A 22,202-nucleotide genomic window follows, 5' to 3' on the forward strand; every position below is an offset into this window, starting at 1 on the left:
GCAGCAGGCCAGGGCGCGCAGGGTGTGGCGTGGTGAAGGCGCAAGGTGGCGCATGGGGCTCTCCTGATCATGTTGTAAGGCTTTTGATTCTGGAGAGCCCGGCTGGTGCGTCAAGCCGTGGTGTCGGCTGATCGCTCGCCCATTTGTCCGCAAGTGTGTCTTGCTTTGTGTCGGGCCCGATACGCCATGTCGGTGCATTTTTGTATGCAATCCATGTGCATTTTTGTATGCAATCTGGTGCATGGGCATGCCGGCCGTGCCCCGCTTCGGCGCGAAATCGGTCTGACGCACCGCTTTTCACCCTGATCGGTGCGCAAAAAACCGTTTCACGCCCTGGCACGCCGATTGCGCTAGGTGACACCGATCCGATGAACTCTCTCTCCCGGGGGCGCCGATGTCTTCACCTTCCCTGCACGACCAGCGACTGGCCACCATGGCCAGCCAGGCCGATCTCGAACTGCACAAGCTGGTCAAGCGCTATGGCGAAGGCCCCGCTGCCCCGGTGGCGGTCGATGGCATCGACCTGCGCATCGCCGCCGGCCATTACTGCTGCCTGCTGGGCCCCTCGGGCTGCGGCAAGACCTCGACCCTGCGCATGATCGCGGGCCACGAAGAGGCCAGCGAAGGCGACATCGTCCTGGGTGGTCGCAACATCACCCACTTGCCGGCCTCGGCGCGTGGCACCTCGATGATGTTCCAGAGCTATGCGCTCTTCCCCCACCTGAGCGCGCTCGACAACGTCGCCTTCAGCCTGAAGATGCGCGGCATGGACAAGGCCGCGCGCCACGCCAAGGCGCAAGACCTGCTGCAGCGCGTCTCGCTGGGCCACCTGGCGGCGCGCAAGCCCACCGAGATGTCGGGCGGCCAGCAGCAGCGCGTGGCCCTGGCCCGGGCGCTGATCACCGAGCCCCGCGTGCTGCTGCTCGACGAACCCCTCTCTGCCCTCGACCCCTTCCTGCGCATCAAGATGCGCGCCGAGCTCAAGGCCTGGCAGAAGAGCCTGGGCATGACCTTCATCCACGTCACCCACTCGCAGGAAGAGGCCATGGCCCTGGCCGACCAGATCGTGGTGATGAACGCCGGCCGCATCGAGCAGGAAGGCCCGCCGCGGGCCATCTTCAATGCGCCGCGCACCGAGTTCGTGGCCCGCTTCATCGGTGGCCACAACGTGATCCCGCTGAGCGCCGCCAAGGTGGCCGTGCGCACCGACAAGACCCGCCTGGCCAAGGCCGGCCAACCCGTGCCCGGCAGCGCCCTGGGGGCCACGGTCACCAACGTCGAGTACCAGGGCACCTACGTGCTCGTCACCCTGGCCAGCACCGCACTGCCGGGCGAGGGCGAGCTCAACGTGGTGCTGGGCGAGGCCGAGTTCGCCGCCACCCCCTGGCAGGAAGGCGAAGCCGCCCAGGTCCACTGGGCCGATGCCGACCTGCACGCCCTGGCCGCCTGATTTTTCCAACCCCTGATCCACCCCTGAAACGGAGCGTCCCATGTCCTCACGTCCTGAAGATGCCAAGTTGAACGATGCCGGCTCGGCATCGGCCCCCGTCGCCGACTCCCTCACCAGCGGCCTGTCGCGCCGCACCGTGCTCAAGGGCGGCCTGCTGGGCGCCACGGGCATCCTCGCGGCCGGCTACGGCCCGGCCATCCACGCCGCCGATCCCATCGTGCTGCGCTACCTGGGCACCGCCGTGAACCAGGACAAGGCCATTGGCGACAAGTTCACCGCCGACACCGGCATCAAGGTCCAGTACATCCCCGTCACCACCGACGACGTGACCAAGCGCGCCGTCACCGCGCCCAACAGCTTCGACCTGATCGACACCGAGTACTTCTCGCTCAAGAAGATCGTGCCCACGGGCAACCTCAAGGGCATCGACGCCAAGCGCATCAAGCACGCCGACAAGATCACCTCCCTGTTCACCAAGGGCGAGGTCGCCGGCAAGAAGGTGGGCGACCAGGGCACCGCGCCCAAGAAGGTGATGTACCTCGAGGGCGAAAGGAGCAAGGTCTTCTCGAAGGCGCCCACGCAGTTCATGAGCCTGATCCCCACGGTCTACAACGCCGACACCCTGGGCATCCGCCCGGACCTGATCAAGCGCCCCATCAGCAGCTGGGCCGAGTTGCTCAACCCCGAGTTCAAGGGCAAGGCCGCCATCCTCAACATCCCCTCCATCGGGATCATGGACGCCGCCATGGTGGTCGAGGCCATGGGCCTCTACAAGTACCCCGACAAGGGCAACATGACCAAGAAGGAGATTGATCTCACGATCAAGACCCTGATCGAAGCCAAGAAGGCCGGCCAGTTCCGCAGCCTGTGGAAGGACTTCAACGAGTCGGTCAACCTGATGGCATCGGGCGAGGTGGTGATCCAGTCGATGTGGTCGCCCGCCGTCACGGCCGTGCGCACCAAGGGCATCTCCTGCACCTTCCAGCCTCTGAAGGAAGGGTATCGCGCCTGGGCGGCCGGCTTCGGCATCCCGGCCACGCTGAGCGGCAAGAAGCTGGACGCGGCCTACGAGTTCATCAACTGGTTCCTTGATGGCTGGGCCGGTGCCTACCTGAACCGCCAGGGCTACTACAGCGCCGTGCTCGACACCGCCAAGGCCAAGATGGAAGCCTACGAATGGGCCTACTGGATGGAAGGCAAGCCCGCGGCACAGGACATCAAGTCGCCCACCGGCCAGGTGCTGGCCAAGAAGGGCGAAGTGCGCGACGGCGGCAGCTACGAGGCCCGCATGGGCGGCATCGCCTGCTGGAACGCGATCATGGACGAGAACACCTACATGGTCCAGAAATGGAACGAGTTCGTCGCAGCCTGATTCACCCCTGACTTCACTGGATTCACTGGAGCATCCAACCATGAACGCCTCTTCCCTTCCTTCTTCTTTTCGTTCCTCCACTCTGGCTTCGCTGTCTGCCTGCGCTGCGGCCGCCTGCCTGTCCACGGGCGCCATGGCCCAGACCAACGTCACACTTTATGGCGCCATTGGCCTGGACCTGCTGAGCGCCACCCACGTCTACAACGGCACCACCTCCGGCACCGTCACCAAGATCGACGACAACGCCATCGTCAACTCCCGCATCGGCTTGAAAGCCAGCGAGGACCTGGGCCAGGGCCTCAAGGCGATCTTCAACCTGGAATCCAGCGTCAGCCCAGACACCGGCAAGGCCAACAGCACCTTCTGGAACCGTGGCGCCTACGTGGGGCTGGCGGGCGATTTCGGCTCGGTCAAACTGGGTCACCAGTGGAACGTGGCCGATGACTACATGGGCAACTACTTCGTCTTCGGCTACTACTCGCCCTTCCTGATGACGGGCTTCTACGCCCTGAGCGATTACTACGACAACGCCATCAAGTACACCCTGCCTCGCCTCGGCGGGTTCGAGGGCGCCGTGCTCTACTCGGCTGGCGAGGTGGCGGGCAAGAGCGCCGCCGGCCAGAAGTTCCAGGCGGCCGGCACCTACGCCGTTGGCCCCTTCAGCGTGGGCCTCACCGCCTTCTCCGAGAAGGACCCCAACGGCGTGGCTACCAACACCCTGTATGCCGGTGGCGCTTCGTACGATGCTGGCGTGGCCAAGGCGCGCCTGGGCTTGGCCCTGGCCGACGTGAAGTACAGCTACAACGGCACCACCAAGCTCACCTCGACCGATGCCGCCTTCAAAGGCCGCGTGATCGACCTGGGTGTGGACGTGCCCATCACGCCCCAGTACACCGCCAGCCTCGACTACGTGCTCAACGACAAGTCAGACAGCCCTGACGACACCTACTTCGTCCGCGCCCGCGCGAGCTACGCCCTGTCCAAGCGCACCAGCCTCAACGCCAACCTGATCTACCTGAAGAACAAGGGCAACGCCAACTTTGCCTTCGTCAGCGGGCAGTCGGGCTTTGCTGGCGAAGCGGGCCAGTCGCAAACCATCCTGACCGCAGGCATCACGCACAGCTTCTGAGCCACGCTCCTTTTTGAAACCTGAGCTCCGGCTCACGTCCTGCGACATGGCAGGGCGTGGGCCGGCCCCACCGCACGGCATTGAACCCGAGGCCCGCCATGAAAGCCTTTCCCGCCTGGTTGCAGGCCACCCCCATGGGGCTGGTCTTCCTCGTTTTCTTCCTGATGCCGCTGCTGCTGGTGGGGGCGGTCAGCTTCTGGCCGCAAAACGAGTACACGCTCGAGCCCGGCTTCACGCTGTCGAACTACACCATGCTGTTCGATGGCTGCTTCAGCGGTGGCGAGGCCGGTGAGCTGTGCACCACGGCCAAGACCTACCTCTCGACCCTGAAGTTCTGCTTCCTGGTCTGGGCCATCACCCTGGTGCTGGGCTTCACCCTGGCCTATTTCGTGGCCTTTCACGTCCCCAGCGTGGGCGCGCAGACGGTGCTCTTCACCGTCATGACCATCCCCTTCTGGACCTCCAACGTCATCCGCATGATCTCGTGGATCCCGCTGCTGGGCCGCAACGGCTGGGTCAACACCACCCTGATGGACCTGGGCCTGATCAGGCAGCCCATCGAGTGGCTGCTGTATTCCGATTTCTCGGTGGTGCTGGCCTTTGTGCACCTCAACACCACCTTCATGATGGTGCCCATCTTCAACTCGATGATGAAGATCGACCGCTCCCTGCTGGAGGCCGCCAACGACTGCGGCGCCTCGGGCTGGCAGACGCTGTGGAACGTCATCGTGCCCCTGTGCCGCACCGGCATCCTGATCGGCTCCATCTTCGTCATCACCCTGGTCATGGGCGACTTCGTCACCGTGGGCGTCATGGGTGGCCAGCAGATCGCCTCGGTCGGCAAGACCATCCAGGTGCAGACCAGCTACCTGCAGTTCCCCCTGGCCGCCGCCAACGCGGTGGTGCTGCTGGGCGTGGTGCTGCTGATCATCGTGGCGCTCAACCGCCTTGTCGACCTGAGGAAAGAACTGTGAAACACCGAAGCTTCTGGCCTCTGGCCCTGGTCTGCGCCCTCTACATCCTCTTCCTGTACGGGCCCGTCATCACCATCTTCGTGCTCAGCTTCCAGGGCCCCGAAGGCGGCCTCACCTTCCCCATGCGCGGCGCCTCCTGGCACTGGTACGGTGAACTCTGGAAGGGCCTGGGCGTGATCGACGTGGCCGCCGCCGTGCGCCGTTCCCTGGGCCTGGGCGTGGTGGTCATGCTGCTCACGGTGCTGTTTTCGCTGCTGGCGGGGCTGGCCTTCCGCAAGGGCTTCAAGGGCTCGGGCGTGCTGTTCTACAGCTCGGTCGCCAGCCTGATCATGCCCAGCATCATCATCTCCCTGGGCATCGGCCTGCAGTTCCGCCTGTTCGACACGCTCATCAAGGGCCTGCTCGAATCATGGGGCTGGACCGACACCCTCGAGTCCTACACCACGCTCATGGGCCTCTACACCTCGGGCCTGGGCGCCCACCTGACCTGGACGCTGCCCTTCGGCATGCTGATCATGTTCGCCGTGTTCAACCGCTTCAACCCCGCGTACGAAGAAGCCGCCCGCGACCTCGGTGCCACCCCCTGGCAGACCCTGCGCCACGTGGTGCTGCCCCTGATCGGGCCTTCGCTGGTCGGCGTGGGCATGTTCGGCTTCACCCTCAGCTGGGACGAAATCGCCCGCTCTTCGCAGGCCATTGGCGACGTCAACACCCTGCCGCTGGAGTTGCAAGGCCTGACCACCACCGTCACCACCCCCGCCATCTACGCCCTGGGCACGGCCACCACCGTCATCTCGCTGCTCGTGATCTTTGCGGCCCTGGGCGGCGTGGCCCTGATGCGCAGCCGGGCCGGTGGCCGCGCCTGATCCCGCATCCCATGAACGCCACCCGACGCAAGTCCGGCTCATCCGGTGAGCCACCCGAAGCCACCACCGCGCCTGACGAGACCCTGTCCGACGACGACATCCACGAGCGCCTGATCGAGGCCATCGTCGACCAGCGCCTGCTGCCCGGCACCAAGCTGGTGGAAGACAAGCTGGGCCAGGCCTTCGGCGTCTCGCGCACGCGCATCCGCCAGGTGCTGATCCGCCTGGCACAGGAGCAGGTCGTCACCATCCTGCCCAACAAGGGCGCCAGCGTGGCCGAGCCCACGGTCGAGCAGGCGCGCGAGGTCTTCGAGGCCCGCGGCGTGGTCGAGGCCGTGCTGGTGCGCCGCTTCATCGAGCGCGCCAGCGCCGCCGAACGCAAGCGCGCGCTCAAGGCCCTGGCCGATTGCATCGAGGCCGAAGAGGCCGCCCGCCAGGCGGGGGACCAGGCCATGGCCCTGCGCCACTCGGGCGCCTTCCACCTGCTGCTGGCCGAGGCCGCCGGGCACGACACCTTCGCCCGCTTCCTGCACAAGCTGGTTTCGCGCACCAGCCTCATCCTCATGAGCTATGCGCCGGTGGAGCGCGCCCGCCTCACCATGGGCCAGCAGCCGCCGGTTCGCTGGGTGCAGGCCTGCCGTTGCGACGAGCACCGAGGCCTGCTCACCGCCCTGCGCGCGGCCAGGCCGGGCCAGCCCAGCGTCGACCAGGCCGTGGCCCTCATGACGGCCCACCTGGGCCACATCGAGGCCAGCCTGTGTTTCAACCAGCCCGCGCCCGCGCAGGACGACGTCTTTGCCAGCCTGGGTGCCGCACCGGCGCGCGCGGGCCGGGGCAGGGCGCCGCGCACCCCCAAACCCGGTTGACGATGCCCCTGGAGCCCGCCATGCATGTGCTGCTGATCAACCCCAACACCCGCGCCGACCTCACGGCCGAGCTCACCGCGCGCGCCCAGCAGGCCCTGGCCGACACCGGCGTGCGCGTCATCGGCGCGACCGCCCCCTTTGGCGACGACTACATCGCCAGCGAGCGCAGCTACGTGCTGGCCGCTCACGCCGTGGTCGATGCCTGGCAGGCCCATGTGCTTGCGCACGGCCGGCCGGTGGCGGTGCTGGTGGCCTGTTTCGGGGATCCGGGCGTGTGGGCCCTGCGGGAGGTGAGCGGCCTGCCCGTGATGGGCCTGGCCGAGGCCGCCATGCGCGAGGCCCAGGCCATCGGGCCCTTTGGCATCGTCACGGGGGGGCAGGCCTGGGGGCCGATGCTGATGCGCCTGGCGCGCTGCCTTCAGCTGGCCGGGCCGGGTGGCCTGCAGCGGGTCGAAACCGTCGAGGCCACAGGGGGCGAACTCGCCGCTGCGCCCGACGCGGGTGCCCAGGCCTTGGGGCAGGCCTGTGAGCGTGTGCTGGCGGCATCCGATGCCGACGCGGTGGCGCTGGGCGCCTTGATCCTGGGCGGTGCCGCCCTCGCAGGCTGGGTGCCGCGCCTGCAACCCATGCCCGGTTTGCCCATGGTCGACAGCGTCGAGGCCGGCGAACGCTGGCTGTGTCAGCAGGTGGCTCGGCTCAGCCCTGCAGGTTGAGCCGTTCACACACCCGCATGGTCGCCAGCTGAAAGGCCTGGAAGTGCAGGCCCACCTGGCTGGCCACCGGCTCCAGCTCGGTCCACACCGAGGCCGGGTCGGCCTTGCGCAGGGGGTTGAGCAGCAGGGCGTCGACCGCGGCGCCAATGGTCAGCAGCTGTTGCACCGGGGCGCGCTCCTGCGTCCACTGTGCGGGCGCATTGGGCCGGGCGCGCACGGCGTCGGCCACCTCGCGCGACAGGCCCCAGGACTGCACCATGGCCGCGCCCAGGGCCGAGTGGCTCACGCCAAAGGCCTCGATCTCGGCGGCACACAGCAGGGCCTCGTCGTGGGGCTCGGCGTCCAGGGTGGTGTAGCGCTGGCGGTCGTAGGCAAACAGCACGGCGCGGCCGGCTTCGGCAAACAGGCCCGTGGTCTGGGCCAGCCAGGGGTCGACGTCGAGCTGGCGGGCGATGCGGCTCATGGCCAGGCCCCGCACACCGGCCTTGTCCCAGATGTCCTGCAGGATGGGGCTGGGCGGGAAGGCGCCGCGCAGGCCGATTTCGTAGGTCAGGCCGGCCACCTGCGCCATGCCCAGGTAGCGGATGCCCTCGTGTACCGTCTCGACCCGCTTGAGCAGGCCGAACAGGGCCGAGTTCACCGTGCGCACCACGGCCGAGGCCAGGGCCATGTCCGTCTCGATCACATTGGCCAGCTGCTCGGTCGAGCTGTCCTCGTCGGCCATCAGCAAAGACAGCTTCACCAGCGTGTTCGGGCAGGCGGGCAGGTCGATGTTCAGGTTGCGCAGTTGGGGGGCGATGCTCATGGTGGGCTCACAGGTGGGTGAGTCCAGTCTAGGCATTTGGCCGCCGCCCTAACAGGGGATGAAGCCCGGGAAGCGCGTGCAATCCTGCCGCGCTAGCGTGACGGATGCCCGCTTTCCCGGGCGGGCCGGGTCTTCAGCGCGGCAGGAAGCGGCGGCGCGTCAGGCGGGCGCCGGCGCCGGGCAGGCCCTGGTTGCGGCGGAAGGTGCTGGGCGGCACGCCCTTCCAGCGGCGGAAGGCCTCGATGAAGGTGGTCACGTCGGCGTAACCCAGGCGCTCGGCAATCTCGCCGTGGGTGAGGGCGGCGCGGGCCATCAGTTCTTCGGCCAGGGTCGAGCGCACCTCTTCCAGCAGGGTGCGGAAGGTGGTGCCTTCGGCCGTGAGGTGGCGGCGCAGGGTGCGCGAGGTCACGCGCATCTCGCCGGCAATCTGCTCCATGTCGGGGATGTGGCCGGGGGTGCGCAGCAGGCGATCGCGCACGGCGGCGGCCACCCCGGTGCGGGCGTACCGGGCCTCGACCAGCTTGCGGCACATCTGTTCGCACAGCTGCGCGGTGTGCGAGTTGGCCTCGGGCAGGGGCTGCTGCAGCACGCTGGCCTCGAACAGGCTCAGCTCCTGCGGCTGGCCGAACAGGGGGCGCACGCCGAAGAGGTCGGTGTAGGCGGCCACCACATCGGGCGCGGGCTCGGGGCGGCGCATGTGGATGGCGCGGTAGGGCAGGGGGCGGCCCAGGACCTCGCGCTGCAGCGTCACGGCGGCGGCGCGGTCGCGGTCGATCACGAACTGGCGCACATCCGGCGGCAGGTGGTCGGCATGGAAGCTGATGCGGGCGAGTTCACCCACCTGCTCGACCTCGTGCGCCATCAGCGCAAAGGTCATGTTCAGCATGCGCGAGCCCATGCTCACGGCCGCGCCCAGGTTGGGGCTGCTCATCACGGCAAAGCCCCACAGCCCGTAGGTGGTCACGTGGTAACGCGTGCCGGCCGTCAGGCCCAGGGTGGGCAGGTGGGGCAGTTCCTGGATCAGGTTGCGGATCAGCTGCACTTCCTGCTGCGCGTCGATCTCGCCTTGCGGGTCGTCGAGCAGGTCGCGGGTGATGCCCGTGTGGCGCAACATGGCGTCGACGCTGACCCCGTGGTCGAACCCCAGTTGGGTGAGGACCCGGGCCGTGGCCACAGAGCGGGGTGTATCCCAGATTTTGTTTTTGGAGGAGGCCTGCAGGCTCATGGATGCGGAAACGGTGGGCGCAACTTGGTCATTTGATTATGGCGTTCGGCGTCAATTCCGTCACGCCGATATTCGTAAACACCCATAACAAATCTGGTCTTACCCTGTCACTTCCGGACGATGCTCAACCCTTTGAGGTATTCCCCTTCCGGGAAATAGATGCTAGTGGGGTGATCGGCCGTGGCCTCCAGGCGCTGCAGCAGGTAGCCATCGACCCCGGCGTCGATGCCGGCCCCGGCCACGATCTTGTGGAAGAGGTCGGCGCTGACCCCGCCCGAGCAGGAAAACGTCAGCAGCAGGCCGCCGGGGTTGAGCAGCTTCAGGGCCAGGCGGTTGATGTCCTTGTAGGCGCGGGCGGCGCGCTCGGCATGGGCCGCGGTGGGCGCGAACTTGGGCGGGTCCAGCACGATCGCATCGAAACGCCGGCCTTCTTCCAGGAAGCGGCGCAGGCTGCCGTTCACGTCGGCGTCCAGGGCGGTGTGGGCCGCCGGGTCGAAGCCATTGAGCGCCACGTGGGCGCTGGCGCGGGCCAGCGAGGGGCCGGAGGAATCGACGCTGGTCACCTCGCGCGCACCGCCAGCCAGGGCCGCCACGCTGAAGCCGCCGGTGTAGCTGTAGCAGTTCAGCACCGTCTGGCAGCCCAAGCGGCGCACCAGGCGGGCAAAGTGGCCGCGGTTGTCGCGCTGGTCGAGGTAATAGCCCGTCTTGTGGCCCTCGGCCACGTCCAGCGTGAGCTGCCAGCCGTTTTCGTGGATGGTGACCTCGGTGGCGCGGTGGCTGCCGTCCTCGGGCACGGGCGGGTGGCGCAGCCAGCCGGTCACCATGGGCAGGCCCTCGAGCTGGCGGGCGTTGGTGTCCGAGCGCTCGTAGAGGTACTGTCCGCCCGTGGCCGCCAGCAGGGCGTCGGCGATCACGTCCTTCCAGCGCTCGATGCCGGCGCTCAGGAACTGGGCGCTGAGCAGCTCGCCATACTGGTCCACGATCAGGCCCGGCAGGCCATCGGCCTCGCCGTGGATGAGCCTGATGCCGGTGGTGTCAAGCGCCAGACGCTGGCGGAAGGCCACGGCCTGCTGTATCTTGCGCTGAAAGAATGCCGCGTCGATGCGCTCGGCCTCGTCAAAGCTCCAGGCGCGCACCCGGATCTGAGAGGCGGGGCTGAACGCGCCCCAGGCGAGGAAGCGCCCGTCGGCGGCCTGCACGCGCACGGTTTCCCCCACGTCGCCACCGCCCTTGGCGATGCTGCCCTGGAACACCCAGGGGTGCCGTTTGAGCAGGGAGCGTTCTTTGCCTTCGCGCAGGGTGATGGTTTTCATGGTTTTTTTGACGATGCGGGAGCCCGCATTGTCCGACACCCTCACCGTGGGGGAGCGACCACATGCGCTGAGTCACTTGATTAGGTTAAGGTGGCGCCTGGTCAAACTTGCGTCAAGAATGCGCTCAGGCCACCCAGCGTGCAGGCGGTCCTTCGGCTCGGCACGCGACCCCTGTCCCCTGGAGTCCGGTTTTTCATGAGCAGCCCCCGTCTGGTTCCGCATTCGCTTGTCGAAGATCTGTCGAAGCCCTCCGCGCTGGATGCCACCCAGGCCCAGATGGACGAAGCGCGCCTGCTCGGTGTGATCGTGCAGCTGGTGCAGCAGGCCACGCAGATCGATGTCTCCCACTACAAGGACAGCACCTTCCGCCGCCAACTCGACCGCCGCCTGAAAGAGCTGGGCATCGCCACCCTGAGCGACTACGTCGAATGGCTGGAGCGCGATCCGGCCGAACTCCAGCGCCTGCAGCAGAGCCTGCTGATTTCCGTCACCCGTTTCTTCCGCGATCCCGAGGTCTTCGCCCGCCTGCGCGAGCTGCTGGTCGACATCGCCGCGTCCAAGCCCGAGGGCGAGGCCCTGCGCATCTGGGTGCCTGGCTGCGCCACCGGCGAAGAGGCCTACACCATCGCCATCCTGGTGGCCGAGGCCCTGGGCGAGCGCCTGGCCAGCGTGCCCGTGCGCCTGTTTGCCACCGACATCGACCAGAACGCCATCGCCCACGCCCGCGCCGGCCTCTACCCGCCCGCGGTGCTCGAGGCCCTGCCGCCCGAGCTCGCCCAGCGCTACTTCGTGCCCGACGAGAACGGTGTGCGCCCGGCCAAGTTCATCCGCGACCTCTGCGTCTTCGCCCAGCACGACCTGCTCAGCCAGCCGCCTTTCGTCCACCTGGACCTCATCAGTTGCCGCAACGTGATGATCTATTTCCAGGGCGACATCCAGGCCGAGATCCTGGCCAAGTTCCACCACGCGCTGCGCCCCCTGGCCTGGCTGCTGCTGGGCCAGTCGGAATCGGTGGGCGGGCAGGACGGGCTCTACGAGGCCCAGGAAAAGCAGCACAAGCTGTTTCGCCGCCGCGCCGTGCCTTCGCCTCGCCTGCACGACCTGGTCAGCCAGGGCCGGGTCTCGCTCTACCCGCCGGCGGCGGCCACCCAGGTCGCCAGCCCCTCGGCCACCGAGCTGCGCTTCCACCAGCAGCTGCTCAAGCGCCACGCACCGCCCAGCGTACTGGTCGACCCGTCCGGCCGCGTGCTCCACCTCTGGGGCGATGTCGACCGCTACCTCCGCCTCGAGGGCGGCAGCGCCGATTTCAGCCTCACCGGCCTGTGCCTGCCGGCCCTGCGCCACGAGGTCAAGACCCTGGTGCACCTGGCCGCCAGCGCACCCGCGGGCGAGACCCTGAGCGAGCGCGTCGAACTCCTGCGCGAACAGCAGCGCCACACCGTGGTGCTCAGCGCCCAGCCCGTGCGCGGCGAACTGGGCGAAGTGCAGGGCGTGATCGTGGGCTTTGACGAGCAGCCAGGGCCGGCCCCTGCAACGGCCCCTGAGCCTGCTTCAGCGCAGGCCGCCGACCACAGCGCCCTGCGCGAAGAACTCGCCATGGCCCGCGAGCGCCTGCACGCCATGGTGCAGCAGCTGGAACAGGCCCGAGACGAGCGCCAGTCCCTCCACGAAGCGCTGCAGGCCTCGTCGGAAGAACTGCAGTCGTCCAACGAAGAGCTGCAGGCCTCCAACGAAGAACTCACCACCCTCAACGAGCAGCTGCACGCCAAGTCGGAAGAGCTCTCCACCCTCAACGAGGTGCTGCTCAACATCGAGCGCTCCATGCAGATGGCGATGGTCGTGCTCGACCCGCAACTGCGCGTGCAGCGCTTCAATCCCCTGGCCGTGCGCATCTTCGGCCTGCTGGGCAACGATGTGGGCCGCCCGCTGCTCTCGGTGCCCTGCAGCCTGCCGCTCGAGAAGCTGCCCGAGCAGATCGCCCAGGTCATCGAGCGCGGCGAAACCCTGGTCAGCCGGGTCGACCAGGGTGATCGCCACTACGTGATGCAGATCGCACCCCTGCGCGACGCACGCGCCCACCTCACCGGCGTCATCCTCAGCTTCACCGACGTGGCCGAACTGCGCGCAGCCGAGGCCGAGCGCTCGCGCCTGGCCGCCATCGTCACCTCCTCGGAAGACGCCATCATCGGCAAGACCCTCTCCGGCATCATCACCAGCTGGAACCCGGCGGCCGAGCGCCTGTATGGCTACACCGCGGCCGAGGCCATCGGCCAGCCCATGCTGATGGTCTTCCCGCCCGAGGCCCAGGCCGAAGAGGCCATGCTGCTCTCGGCCATCGCCCGGGGTGAAACCGTGGCCGCCTTCGACACCGTTCGCCTGCACAAGGACGGCCGCCGCCTGGCCGTGTCGGTGGCGCTGTCGCCCATCCGCGATGGGGACGGCCACATCGTCGGCATCTCCAAGATCGCGCGCGACATCAGCGAGCGCCAGGCCATCGAACAGGCCCGCCAGGCCGAAGCCGTGGCCGCCGCGGCCAGCCGCGCCAAGAGCGAGTTCCTGGCCAACATGAGCCACGAGATCCGCACGCCGCTCAACGCCGTGCTGGGTCTGGCCCAGCTGGCCCAGCGCCAGCATGCCAACGCGCCCGTGGCCGACACCTTTGCCCACATCGTCGAGGCCGGCCAGCACCTGCTGGGCGTCATCAACGACGTGCTCGATTTCTCCAAGATCGAAGCCGGCAAGCTCGAACTGCACATCGGCCGTGTCGACGTGACCGAGCTGCTCGACAAGGCCCTGGGCATCGTCAGCGAGGCGGCCCGCAGCAAGGGCCTGTTGCTGCGCGTCTCGCGGGATCCGGCCCTGGCCGAGGCCTATTCGGGCGATCCCACCCGCCTGGCCCAGCTGCTCATCAACCTGCTGACCAACGCCGTCAAGTTCACCGATGCGGGCCGGGTCGAGCTGACCCTGAGCGCCCACGAAGCGGGCCTGGCCATCACGGTCAGCGACACCGGGCAGGGCATGAGCGAGGACATGCTGGAGCGCCTCTTCCGTCCCTTCGAGCAGGGCGACGCCAGCAGCACCCGCCGCGTGGGCGGCACGGGCCTGGGCCTGTCCATCTGCAAGCGCCTGGTCGAGCTCATGAAGGGCCGCATCCAGGTGCACAGCGCCGTGGGCCAGGGCTCGCGCTTCGAGGTCTGGCTGCCGCTGCGCGCCCTGGTCAGCCGCACGCTCGACCACCGCGAGGCCATGCCCGAGGGTGAGCCGGGCACGGGACGCCTGCAAGGCCTGCGCGTGCTGGTGGCCGAAGACCACCCCGTCAACCAGATGGTGCTGGAACAGCTGCTGGCCGTCGAGGGCGCCGAGATGACGCTCGTGGCCAACGGGGCCCTGGCGGTCGAGGCCGTGCGCGCCCACGCCCACGCCCACGATCACTTCGACCTCGTGCTCTGCGACATCGAAATGCCCGTGATGGACGGCTACGAGGCCACCCGTCAGATCCGCGCCCTGGTGCCCCTGCTGCCCGTGGTCGGCCTCACCGCCCACGCCTTTGAAGACGCCCGCCGGCGCGGCGAAGACGCCGGCATGGTCGGCTACGTCAGCAAGCCCTACATGATCGACGCCCTGGTGCAGGAGATTCGCCGCCACGCCCGCACCCAAGCCGCACCCAGCCCGCTGGCCACGCGCCAGCCCGAGCCCACGGCGCTGCCACACCTGCTGAACCGTGCCGCCCTGGCCCACCACTACCGCACCGTGCCCGACTTCGTGCCCCGCCTGCTGCAGGTGGTGCGCCAAACCTGTGCCGAACAGCCCGCCCTGCTGACCGAGGCCCTCCAGCAAGGGCAGGGCGCCCGCCTGCGCCAGCTGGCCCATGGCGTGGCCGGCATGGCCGCCAACCTCCTGCTGCCCGAGCTGCGCGCCCTGGCCCACCGCCTGGAACACGTGGCCGAACTCGATCTGGATGCCGCGGCGGCCCTGGTCAGCGAACTGAATGGCGCCCTGGCCCAGCTCGGCCTGGCGCTGCAGGCAGAGCCCCATCCCGACCCGACCACCGCCCAGCCCGCCTGAGCCAGCCACGGCCCGCCATGGCCCTTCAGGTCTTGCGCTTCGCCCGCGGGTGGGCGGCGTCGTAGGCCTTGGCCAGGTGCTGGAAATCGAGCTTGGTGTAGACCTGCGTGGTGCTGATGTGGGCATGGCCCAGCAGCTCCTGCACCGCCCGCAAATCGCCGCTGGACTGCAGCAGGTGGCTCGCAAAGCTGTGCCGCAGCATGTGCGGGTGCACGTGCGTGGGCAGGCCGGCGTCCTGCGCCAGCTGCTTCAGGCGGTTGCGCCACTGCATGGCCGTGAGGGGCGAACCCGTTCGCCCGATGAACAGGGACGCATCCTGCGGCGCGCTCAGGCTGGCGCGCACGTCCAGCCAGGCGCGCAAGGCCCGCAAGGCCGCTGTGCCCACCGGCACGATGCGCCACTTGCTGCCCTTGCCCAGCACATGGGCCTCACCGGCCTGCAGGTCCACCCAGCCGGCATCGGGGCGGCCCGCGGCCACGTCCAGCCCCAGCAACTCGGCGCTGCGCAGGCCACTGCTGTACATCAGCTCCACCATGGCGTGGTCGCGTGCGGCCAGCCAGGGCGCTTCGCGCTCCTGCCGCGTGGCGGCGGCCACCGAGGCCGCGGGGGCGGGCGTGCCGCGTGGCGCCTGCTCGGCCAGGGCCACCGCGTGGTCCACCGAAAGCGCCTTGGGCAAAGGCTTGGGCGCCCGGGGCGGCTTGATGCCATCGGCCGGGTTCAGCGGCATCAGGCCCTCGCGGCCCATCCACTTGAACAGGCCGCGCCAGGCCGCCAGCGTGATCGCGATGCTGCGCGGCCCCAGGCCCTGCCCATGCAGCCGCGCCACCCAGCCCCGCACGTGGTGCGGCTTGATGCCTGCCAGCGTCAGCGCGGGCTCTTTCGCCATCAGCGTGGCCAGGCGCGCAAAGGCCTCGCCATACATGGCCAGGGTGCGCTCGGCCAGGCGACGCTGGGTGCGCAGGTAGAGGAGGTGGGCCTCGACCAGCGGGGCTGGTTCGGCCCGTTCAGGAGCAGACAGGGGCATGGCTTCCCAGCCTACACCCTCCTGGCCGTGACTCAGGCCGCGCGGCCTTCGGCCTCGTCGGTGTGCAGTGTGGCCTGCCGAGGCAATTGGCCCCTCGCATACGCCCCCAGGATGCCTTGATACAGCGTGGCTTTGCTGTGGCGTTCCAAGGCCTGCTGCTTGGCGGCGGCGCCCAGGCGGTCTCGCAGGGCCTTGTTGTCGATCAGTTGGCTGATCTTGACCAGCGCGTCTTCTTCCGACTTGTACAACAAGCCCGTCACGCCGTCCTGGATGAGGTCGCGGTGGTGCGGGGTGTCGGCGGCCAGGCAGGGCATGCCCAGGGCCATGGCCCAACTCAGCATCACCGGGAATTCGTCGGCCGAGCCCGCAGCCAGGAACACCCAGCCTGCAGCCAGGCGCGAGGTCATCTCCTTGCGGTCGGCCAGCGGGAAGCTGCCCACATTGGCGGCCTTCAGTCGTGCGGCCACGAGGGGGTCGATGTGCCCGATCCAGTTGAAGCTCAGGCCCAGTTCTGCGGCGCTCAGCTGAACGGCCTGGCGGCAAAACAGCTCAACCGAGCGGTGGTTGTCGTCCGGGTCACCAGAAACGACCAGGGGCCGACGCGCTTCGTGGCGCTCCACGTGGAAGAAGTCGTCATCGACCGCCGCTTCCACCGTCTTCACCCGGGCGGAACCCAGTCCAGCCACGCGTTGCGCGTCCAGCGCCGTGCTGGCAATCACCTGCGGCTTGCCAGAACCCGTCAGAGCCATCAGCGAGCTCAGCGTGGCCTGCACCGGCTTGAGCAAGGTCAGCGTGCGCGAACCGTGTGGCGAGTAATACACCGGCACCTGCCTGGGGAGCAGGCGCCCCAGGCGCGTGCCCAGGGCCCAGGGCAGGAAGCCGTGCAGGTGCACCGCCGCGTACTGCCGTTGAGACACCAGCACACGGATCACCTTGGCCATCTGGAACCAGTGGCGCAAATCCCGGCCACCCGGCTGAATCGGCTCGATGCGGATCGATTCGTGGAACTTGGCGCGCAGGTGGCTGTGGCGTGGGTGGTCCAGCATCACCACGGTCTGCTTGAAACCCGATCGGGCCAAGGCGTCGGTGGTCGGGCCCATGAAGCTGAAAACGGCTTCCGTCACGTGCCCCACGATGTGCAGCACGTGCTCGCCCGAGCCATTAGAAGGGAGGGAACTGGTCATCGCGTCAGCGGGCTCCACCCTTGCCCAGCACCACGGCCACGGTCTTCACCAGGATGACGGCATCGTTCCACAGGCTGCGCTTCTCGATGTAGGTCTTGTCGAGTTCCACGCGCTCTTCATAGGTGGTGTCGCTGCGGCCACTCACCTGCCACAAGCCGGTCATGCCGGGCATGGCGTTCAGGTAGTGCCAGCGGGTTTCGCCGTATTTGTCGAGTTCGGCCAGGGTGATGGGCCGGGGGCCGACCAGACGCATCTCACCCTTCAGCACATTGAAAAGCTGCGGCAGTTCGTCGAGGCTGGTCTTGCGCAGGAAGGCGCCAATGGGCGTCACGCGCGGGTCGTTGGTCAGCTTCTGGTCACGGTCCCACTCGGCCTTGGCGGCCGGGTCGGTTTTCAGCAGTTCTGCCAGCATTTCAGCGGCGTTCACCGCCATGCTGCGGAATTTCCAGCACTTGAACAGATGGCCGTTGCGCCCCACGCGGTAATGGCCAAACAGGATGGGGTTGCCGTCCTTGCGCCAGATCAGCCATGCCACCACGGCCATCACGGGTGCCAGCATCGTCAGCAAAACCAATGCACCCAACTGGTTCAGCAGGGTGATGAAGGCGTCAAAACGGTTTTTTTCGTCCAGCCGCTGCTTCACACTCAAGCCGGTCACAACGTAGGAGGTAGAGCTTGGTCCCATGAAATTCCCCTTGTTTTGATGGCTGGCCGTGCTTTTTCGTGAAGCATTGCTCATGCCATGCAACTTAGTGTAAACGAGGGTAATCCAAGGTCTACACCCGGTTGGGGGGTTCGTCCATTCAGCCCAACAGGCGCGCCAGCGCGGCGCTGGCCACATCGCCCACCTGCTGCAAAAACTCCACGCCCATGTCGGCCGTGTAGCGCGTGGCGTCGGGCGAACCCAGTACCAACAGGCCAAAGCAGGCGCCATCGGCCTTCAGCGGGATCAGGGCCAGCGAGGCCACGGGTTGGCCGTCGTCCAGCCAGCGGGCGGCCTCGAAGCCGGCGTTCACGCCGCAATACGGCACGCTCAGGCTGCCGGCAAAGCTGCGGGCGTCGTCGCTCACGGGCAGCAGGGCGGTGAGTTCACCCAGGCCGTCGCGCAGCGGCCGGGCCGCGCTGCCCCACACGCGCACCGCCGCCTGCGGGATCAAAAAGCCGTCTTTCAGGCCATTCAAGATCACGTCCGGCAGGGCCGTGTCGTCGTGCGTGGCCATCACGGTGCACACCCAGCGGTGCAGCTGGTTGGCAATGGCCTCGTTGTCCTGCCCGTGGCGGATCATTTCCATGATCTTGCGCTCGAGGCCGCGCACCTTGTCGCGCATCATCTCCATCTGCCGCTCTTGCAGCGACACGGCGCGCTGCCCATGCGGGCTGGTCAGTTGGATGCTGGAGAGCAGTTGCGCGTTGCGCTCAAAAAACGCCGGTGTGTGCACCAGGTAGTTGGCGATGTCGTCTTCGGTGATGCCTTGCAGGGTCATGTCAGGTGTGCTCACAGTTCAGGGACCTCGATCTCGCCGTCAAACACTTTCACGGCGGGGCCGGTCATCATCACGGGGGTGCCGGGGCCAGCCCAGCTGATGGTGAGGCGGCCACCACGGGTGTCGACGTCGACGGTCTCGTCCAGCCAACCCAGGCGGATGCCCGCCACCACGGCGGCGCAGGCGCCCGAACCGCAGGCCAGCGTCTCGCCCGAGCCGCGCTCGTACACGCGCAGGCGCACATGGCTGCGGCTCACCACTTCCAGGAAGCCGGCGTTCACCTTGCGCGGGAAGCGCACGTGCGCCTCGATCTGCGGGCCCAGCTGTTCCACCGGGGCGTTGGCGGCTGAATCCACGCGCATCACCGCGTGCGGGTTGCCCATCGAGACCACGGCCAGCTCCACCGGGTGGTTGGCCAGCTGCACCGGCCACAGCTCGCAGCCGTTCACCAGCCGGGGCGTGAGGCCGGTGGTGTCAAACGGCACCTCGGCCGGCACCAAAAAGGGCGCGCCCATGTTCACCGTCACGCGGCCATCGGCCTGCAGCCGGGGCTCGATGATGGCCTTCATGGTCTGCACCCGGATGGTGTCTTTCGCCGTGAGGCCCGTGTCGTGCACGAAACGGGCAAAGCAGCGCGCGCCATTGCCGCACTGCTCCACCTCGCCGCCATCGGCGTTCATGATCCGGTAGGTGAAATCGGTGCCCGCGGCGGCGTTGCCGGGCTCGACGATCAGGATCTGGTCGGCCCCGATGCCAAAGCGCCGGTCGGCCAGGAAACGGTACTGGGCCTCGCTCAGGGTGAGGGGCGCCTGGGTGGCATCGAGCACGACGAAATCGTTGCCCGCGCCATGCATCTTGGTGAAACGCAGCTTCATGGGGTGGATTATCCGCCCTTGCCAGAGCGCACGCCCGTGGTCAACCCATTGTGGTGACTCCCCCTGAGTGAGCGGCCGCATTTGTGACGCGGCTTTCACGCTGCGGCACGCACCCTGCTTTAGAGTCGGAACCTAGGGTAAGCATCTACATGGGTGCCCTGCACCCCTTCTTTTACCAATCAAAGCCATGTCAGATTCAAAGATTTCGCAATGCAAGGTAGCCGTTGCCGGCCTGGGTTACGTGGGCATGTCGATGGCCGTGTTGCTGGCCAAGCGCCACCAGGTGGTGGCCGTTGACCTGGTGCCCGAGCGTGTGGCCCAGGTCAACAACAAGGTTTCGCCCATTGAAGACGCCGAAATCACCCAGCACCTGCAAACCGAAACGCTGAACCTGCGTGCCACCACGAATGGCGCCGAGGCCTACGCCGATGCCGAATTCGTGGTCATTGCCACCCCCACCGATTACGACCCCGCCACCAACCGCTTCAACACCAAGAGCGTGGAAGCCGTGATCAAAGACGTGATGGCCGTGAACCCCCAGGCCGTGATGGTGGTGAAATCGACCGTGCCCGTGGGCTTCACAAAGGACGCCAGCGAGCGCCTGGGCACCAGCAACCTCATCTTCTCGCCCGAGTTTTTGCGCGAAGGCCGCGCCCTCTACGACAACCTGCACCCCAGCCGCATTGTGGTGGGCGAGCGCTCAGAGCGCGCCCAGCGCTTTGCCAGCCTGTTGCAAGAAGCCGCGCTGAAGCCTGATGTGCAAGTGCTGCTGACCGATTCGGCCGAGGCCGAAGCCATCAAGCTGTTTGCCAACACCTACCTGGCGATGCGCGTGGCCTACTTCAACGAGCTGGACACCTATGCCCAGACCCATGGCCTGAACACCCGCCAGATCATTGACGGCGTGTGCCTGGACCCGCGCGTGGGCGCTCACTACAACAACCCCAGCTTTGGTTATGGCGGCTACTGCCTGCCGAAAGACACCAAACAGCTGCTGGCCAACTACAACCAGGTGCCACAGAACCTGATTGAGGCGATTGTTTCATCGAACACCACCCGCAAAGACTTTGTGGCCGACAGCATTCTGGCGCGCAAACCCAAGGTGGTGGGCATTTACCGCCTGATCATGAAGGCGGGCAGCGACAACTTCCGAGCCAGCTCGATTCAGGGCGTGATGAAACGCATCAAGGCCAAGGGCGTGGAAGTGATTCTGTATGAGCCCGTGCTGGAAGAAGACCAGTTCTTTGGTTCGCGCGTGGTGCGAGACTTGGCGGCATTCAAACAGCAGGCCGACGTGATCGTGGCGAACCGCAAGGTGGCCGATTTGAACGATGTGCTGGACAAGGTTTACAGCAGAGACCTGTTTGGTAACGACTGATCATTGAAAAATGAAAGCTTTCAGGGAATTTGGTTTCATGTCTATTCAATTGCTTCCCGTCATCATGGCCGGTGGTTCCGGCACCCGCCTGTGGCCCCTGTCGCGCGCCCTGTACCCCAAGCAGTTCCTCGTGCTGCAAGGTGAGCAGAGTCTCTTCCAGATGGCTCACCTTCGCCTGCAGGCCCTGGCGACCGATGACATCGCCGTGGCCGCGCCCTGCGTGGTCGGCAACGAAGAACACCGCTTCCTGGTGCTCGACCAGCTGCGCGAGCTCAAGGGTTCGCCCTCTTCGTTGCTGCTGGAGCCCGCCGGCCGCAACACCGCTCCGGCCGTGACCCTGGCCGCTCTGCAGGCCACGGCCGAAGGCGAAGACCCCATCCTGGTGGTCACGCCGGCCGACCAGACCGTCACCCATCCCGAGGCCTACACCACCGCCGTGCAGCAGGCCGTGCGCGCCGCCGCCGAGGGCGACATCGTCATCCTGGGCGTGACGCCCACCGGCCCTGAAACCGGCTTTGGCTACATCCGCACCGCGGCGGCCGATGCCGCAGGCCTGCGCGCCGTGGCCGCCTTTGTGGAAAAGCCGGATCTGGACACCGCCAAGGCCTACGTGGCCGACGGCGGCTACTTCTGGAACAGCGGCATGTTCGTCATGAAGGCCTCGCGCTGGCTGGCCGCCCTGGGCCACTTCCGCCCGGACATCCTGGCCGCGACCCAGGCCTCGTTTGCCGTGCGCGCCAAGGACGAGCAGTTCGTGCGTCCGGGCAAGGCCGAGTTCTCGGCTGTGCCGTCCGAGTCGGTCGACTACGCCGTGATGGAGCAGATCCCCGCCAAGGGCGGTTCGGCCTTCACGCTGCGCATGGTTCCGCTGGACGCCGGCTGGTCCGACCTGGGCGCCTGGGATGCCGTCTGGCAGGTCAGCGAACACGATGCCCAGGGCAATGCCGCCCAGGGTGACGCGCTCTTCCAGAACAGCCGCAACACCCTGGTGCATGCCACCAGCCGCCTGGTGGCAGCGGTGGGCGTGGACAACATCGTGGTGGTCGAGACGCCCGATGCCGTGCTGGTGGCCGACCGCGGCAGCAGCCAGGACGTCAAGAAGATCGTGGCCACGCTGGAGAAGCAGTCTCGCAGCGAAGGCACGCTGCACCGCCGCGTGCACCGCCCCTGGGGCTGGTACGACTCCATCGACATGGGGCCGCGCTTCCAGGTCAAGCGCATCATGGTCAAGCCCAAGGCCTCTCTGAGCCTGCAGATGCACCACCACCGCGCAGAGCACTGGATCGTGGTGAGCGGCACGGCCGAGGTCACCAATGGCGACCAGGTGCTGCTGCTGTCTGAGAACCAGTCGACCTACATCCCGCTGGGCACGGTGCACCGCCTGGTGAACCCGGGCGCGATCCCGCTGGAAATCATCGAGGTGCAATCGGGCAGCTACCTGGGTGAGGACGACATCGTGCGCTTCCAGGACAACTACGG

General features: G+C 67.4%; 18 protein-coding genes. 10 read left to right on the forward strand and 8 right to left on the reverse strand.

Annotated elements, in window-relative coordinates:
* Positions 1-394: 394 nt before the first annotated feature.
* The 7 genes from QZ994_RS10250 (at position 395) to QZ994_RS10280 (ending at position 7,370) form a co-directional block, all read left to right on the forward strand.
* Positions 395-1,450, forward strand: a complete 1,056-nt coding sequence (locus tag QZ994_RS10250; protein WP_290871331.1) for an ABC transporter ATP-binding protein — start codon at positions 395-397, stop codon at positions 1,448-1,450.
* Positions 1,451-1,490: 40 nt separating this feature from the next.
* Positions 1,491-2,822, forward strand: a complete 1,332-nt coding sequence (locus QZ994_RS10255; RefSeq protein WP_290871332.1) for a PotD/PotF family extracellular solute-binding protein — start codon at positions 1,491-1,493, stop codon at positions 2,820-2,822.
* A gap of 40 nt (positions 2,823-2,862) precedes the next feature.
* Complete coding sequence (locus QZ994_RS10260; RefSeq protein ID WP_290871333.1) at positions 2,863-3,951, forward strand: porin; 1,089 nt, start codon at positions 2,863-2,865, stop codon at positions 3,949-3,951.
* A gap of 98 nt (positions 3,952-4,049) precedes the next feature.
* Positions 4,050-4,925: an ABC transporter permease gene (locus QZ994_RS10265; protein ID WP_290871334.1), complete on the forward strand. Its 876-nt coding sequence runs from the start codon at positions 4,050-4,052 to the stop codon at positions 4,923-4,925.
* A complete protein-coding gene (locus QZ994_RS10270; RefSeq protein WP_290871335.1) occupies positions 4,922-5,791 on the forward strand; it encodes an ABC transporter permease in 870 nt (289 codons plus the stop codon). Before QZ994_RS10265 ends, QZ994_RS10270 begins: the two co-directional genes overlap by 4 nt.
* A gap of 11 nt (positions 5,792-5,802) precedes the next feature.
* A complete protein-coding gene (locus tag QZ994_RS10275) occupies positions 5,803-6,657 on the forward strand; it encodes a GntR family transcriptional regulator (RefSeq protein ID WP_290871336.1) in 855 nt (284 codons plus the stop codon).
* Between the two features lie 20 nt (positions 6,658-6,677).
* Complete coding sequence (locus QZ994_RS10280) at positions 6,678-7,370, forward strand: aspartate/glutamate racemase family protein (RefSeq protein ID WP_290871337.1); 693 nt, start codon at positions 6,678-6,680, stop codon at positions 7,368-7,370.
* On the opposite strand, the gene QZ994_RS10285 is transcribed toward QZ994_RS10280, so the two are convergent.
* The 3 genes from QZ994_RS10285 to QZ994_RS10295 form a co-directional block, all read right to left on the reverse strand.
* The gene (locus tag QZ994_RS10285) at positions 7,354-8,175 is read right to left on the reverse strand and encodes an HDOD domain-containing protein (protein ID WP_290871338.1); all 822 of its coding nucleotides are present in this window, start codon (positions 8,173-8,175) and stop codon (positions 7,354-7,356) included. The two genes, QZ994_RS10280 and QZ994_RS10285, sit on opposite strands and share 17 nt — an antisense overlap.
* 133 nt (positions 8,176-8,308) lie before the next feature.
* Positions 8,309-9,400, reverse strand: coding sequence for an AraC family transcriptional regulator (locus tag QZ994_RS10290; RefSeq protein WP_290871339.1), 1,092 nt, complete (start codon positions 9,398-9,400; stop codon positions 8,309-8,311).
* A 107-nt stretch (positions 9,401-9,507) separates the two neighbouring features.
* On the reverse strand, positions 9,508-10,713 hold the full coding sequence (locus tag QZ994_RS10295; protein WP_290871340.1) for a class I SAM-dependent methyltransferase: 1,206 nt from the start codon (positions 10,711-10,713) through the stop codon (positions 9,508-9,510).
* Between the two features lie 195 nt (positions 10,714-10,908).
* On the opposite strand from QZ994_RS10295, the gene QZ994_RS10300 reads away from it, so the two are divergent.
* A complete protein-coding gene (locus QZ994_RS10300; RefSeq protein WP_290871341.1) occupies positions 10,909-14,778 on the forward strand; it encodes a CheR family methyltransferase in 3,870 nt (1,289 codons plus the stop codon).
* 25 nt (positions 14,779-14,803) lie between these two features.
* Here QZ994_RS10300 and QZ994_RS10305 read toward each other — a convergent pair whose 3' ends face one another.
* From QZ994_RS10305 to dapF, 5 genes are all read right to left on the reverse strand, one after another.
* Entirely contained in the window at positions 14,804-15,802 is a 999-nt protein-coding gene (locus QZ994_RS10305; protein WP_290871342.1) for a tyrosine recombinase XerC, read from the reverse strand.
* A 32-nt stretch (positions 15,803-15,834) separates the two neighbouring features.
* Positions 15,835-16,986, reverse strand: coding sequence for a glycosyltransferase family 4 protein (locus tag QZ994_RS10310; protein ID WP_290871343.1), 1,152 nt, complete (start codon positions 16,984-16,986; stop codon positions 15,835-15,837).
* Between the two features lie 4 nt (positions 16,987-16,990).
* Positions 16,991-17,671, reverse strand: a complete 681-nt coding sequence (locus QZ994_RS10315; protein WP_290871344.1) for a sugar transferase — start codon at positions 17,669-17,671, stop codon at positions 16,991-16,993.
* A gap of 118 nt (positions 17,672-17,789) precedes the next feature.
* Complete coding sequence (locus QZ994_RS10320; RefSeq protein ID WP_290871348.1) at positions 17,790-18,470, reverse strand: DUF484 family protein; 681 nt, start codon at positions 18,468-18,470, stop codon at positions 17,790-17,792.
* 11 nt (positions 18,471-18,481) lie between these two features.
* On the reverse strand, positions 18,482-19,345 hold the full coding sequence (gene dapF / locus QZ994_RS10325) for a diaminopimelate epimerase (RefSeq protein ID WP_290871345.1): 864 nt from the start codon (positions 19,343-19,345) through the stop codon (positions 18,482-18,484).
* Between the two features lie 187 nt (positions 19,346-19,532).
* Here dapF and QZ994_RS10330 point away from each other — a divergent pair, with 187 nt between their 5' ends.
* A complete protein-coding gene (locus QZ994_RS10330) occupies positions 19,533-20,723 on the forward strand; it encodes a nucleotide sugar dehydrogenase (RefSeq protein ID WP_290871346.1) in 1,191 nt (396 codons plus the stop codon).
* Between the two features lie 37 nt (positions 20,724-20,760).
* Positions 20,761-22,202 (forward strand): mannose-1-phosphate guanylyltransferase/mannose-6-phosphate isomerase (locus QZ994_RS10335; RefSeq protein WP_290871347.1); only part of this gene is annotated, 1,442 nt, incomplete at its 3' end.

The sequence above is a fragment of the Aquabacterium sp. genome, assembly GCF_021768455.1.
Classification (GTDB): Bacteria; Pseudomonadota; Gammaproteobacteria; order Burkholderiales; family Burkholderiaceae_C; genus Aquabacterium.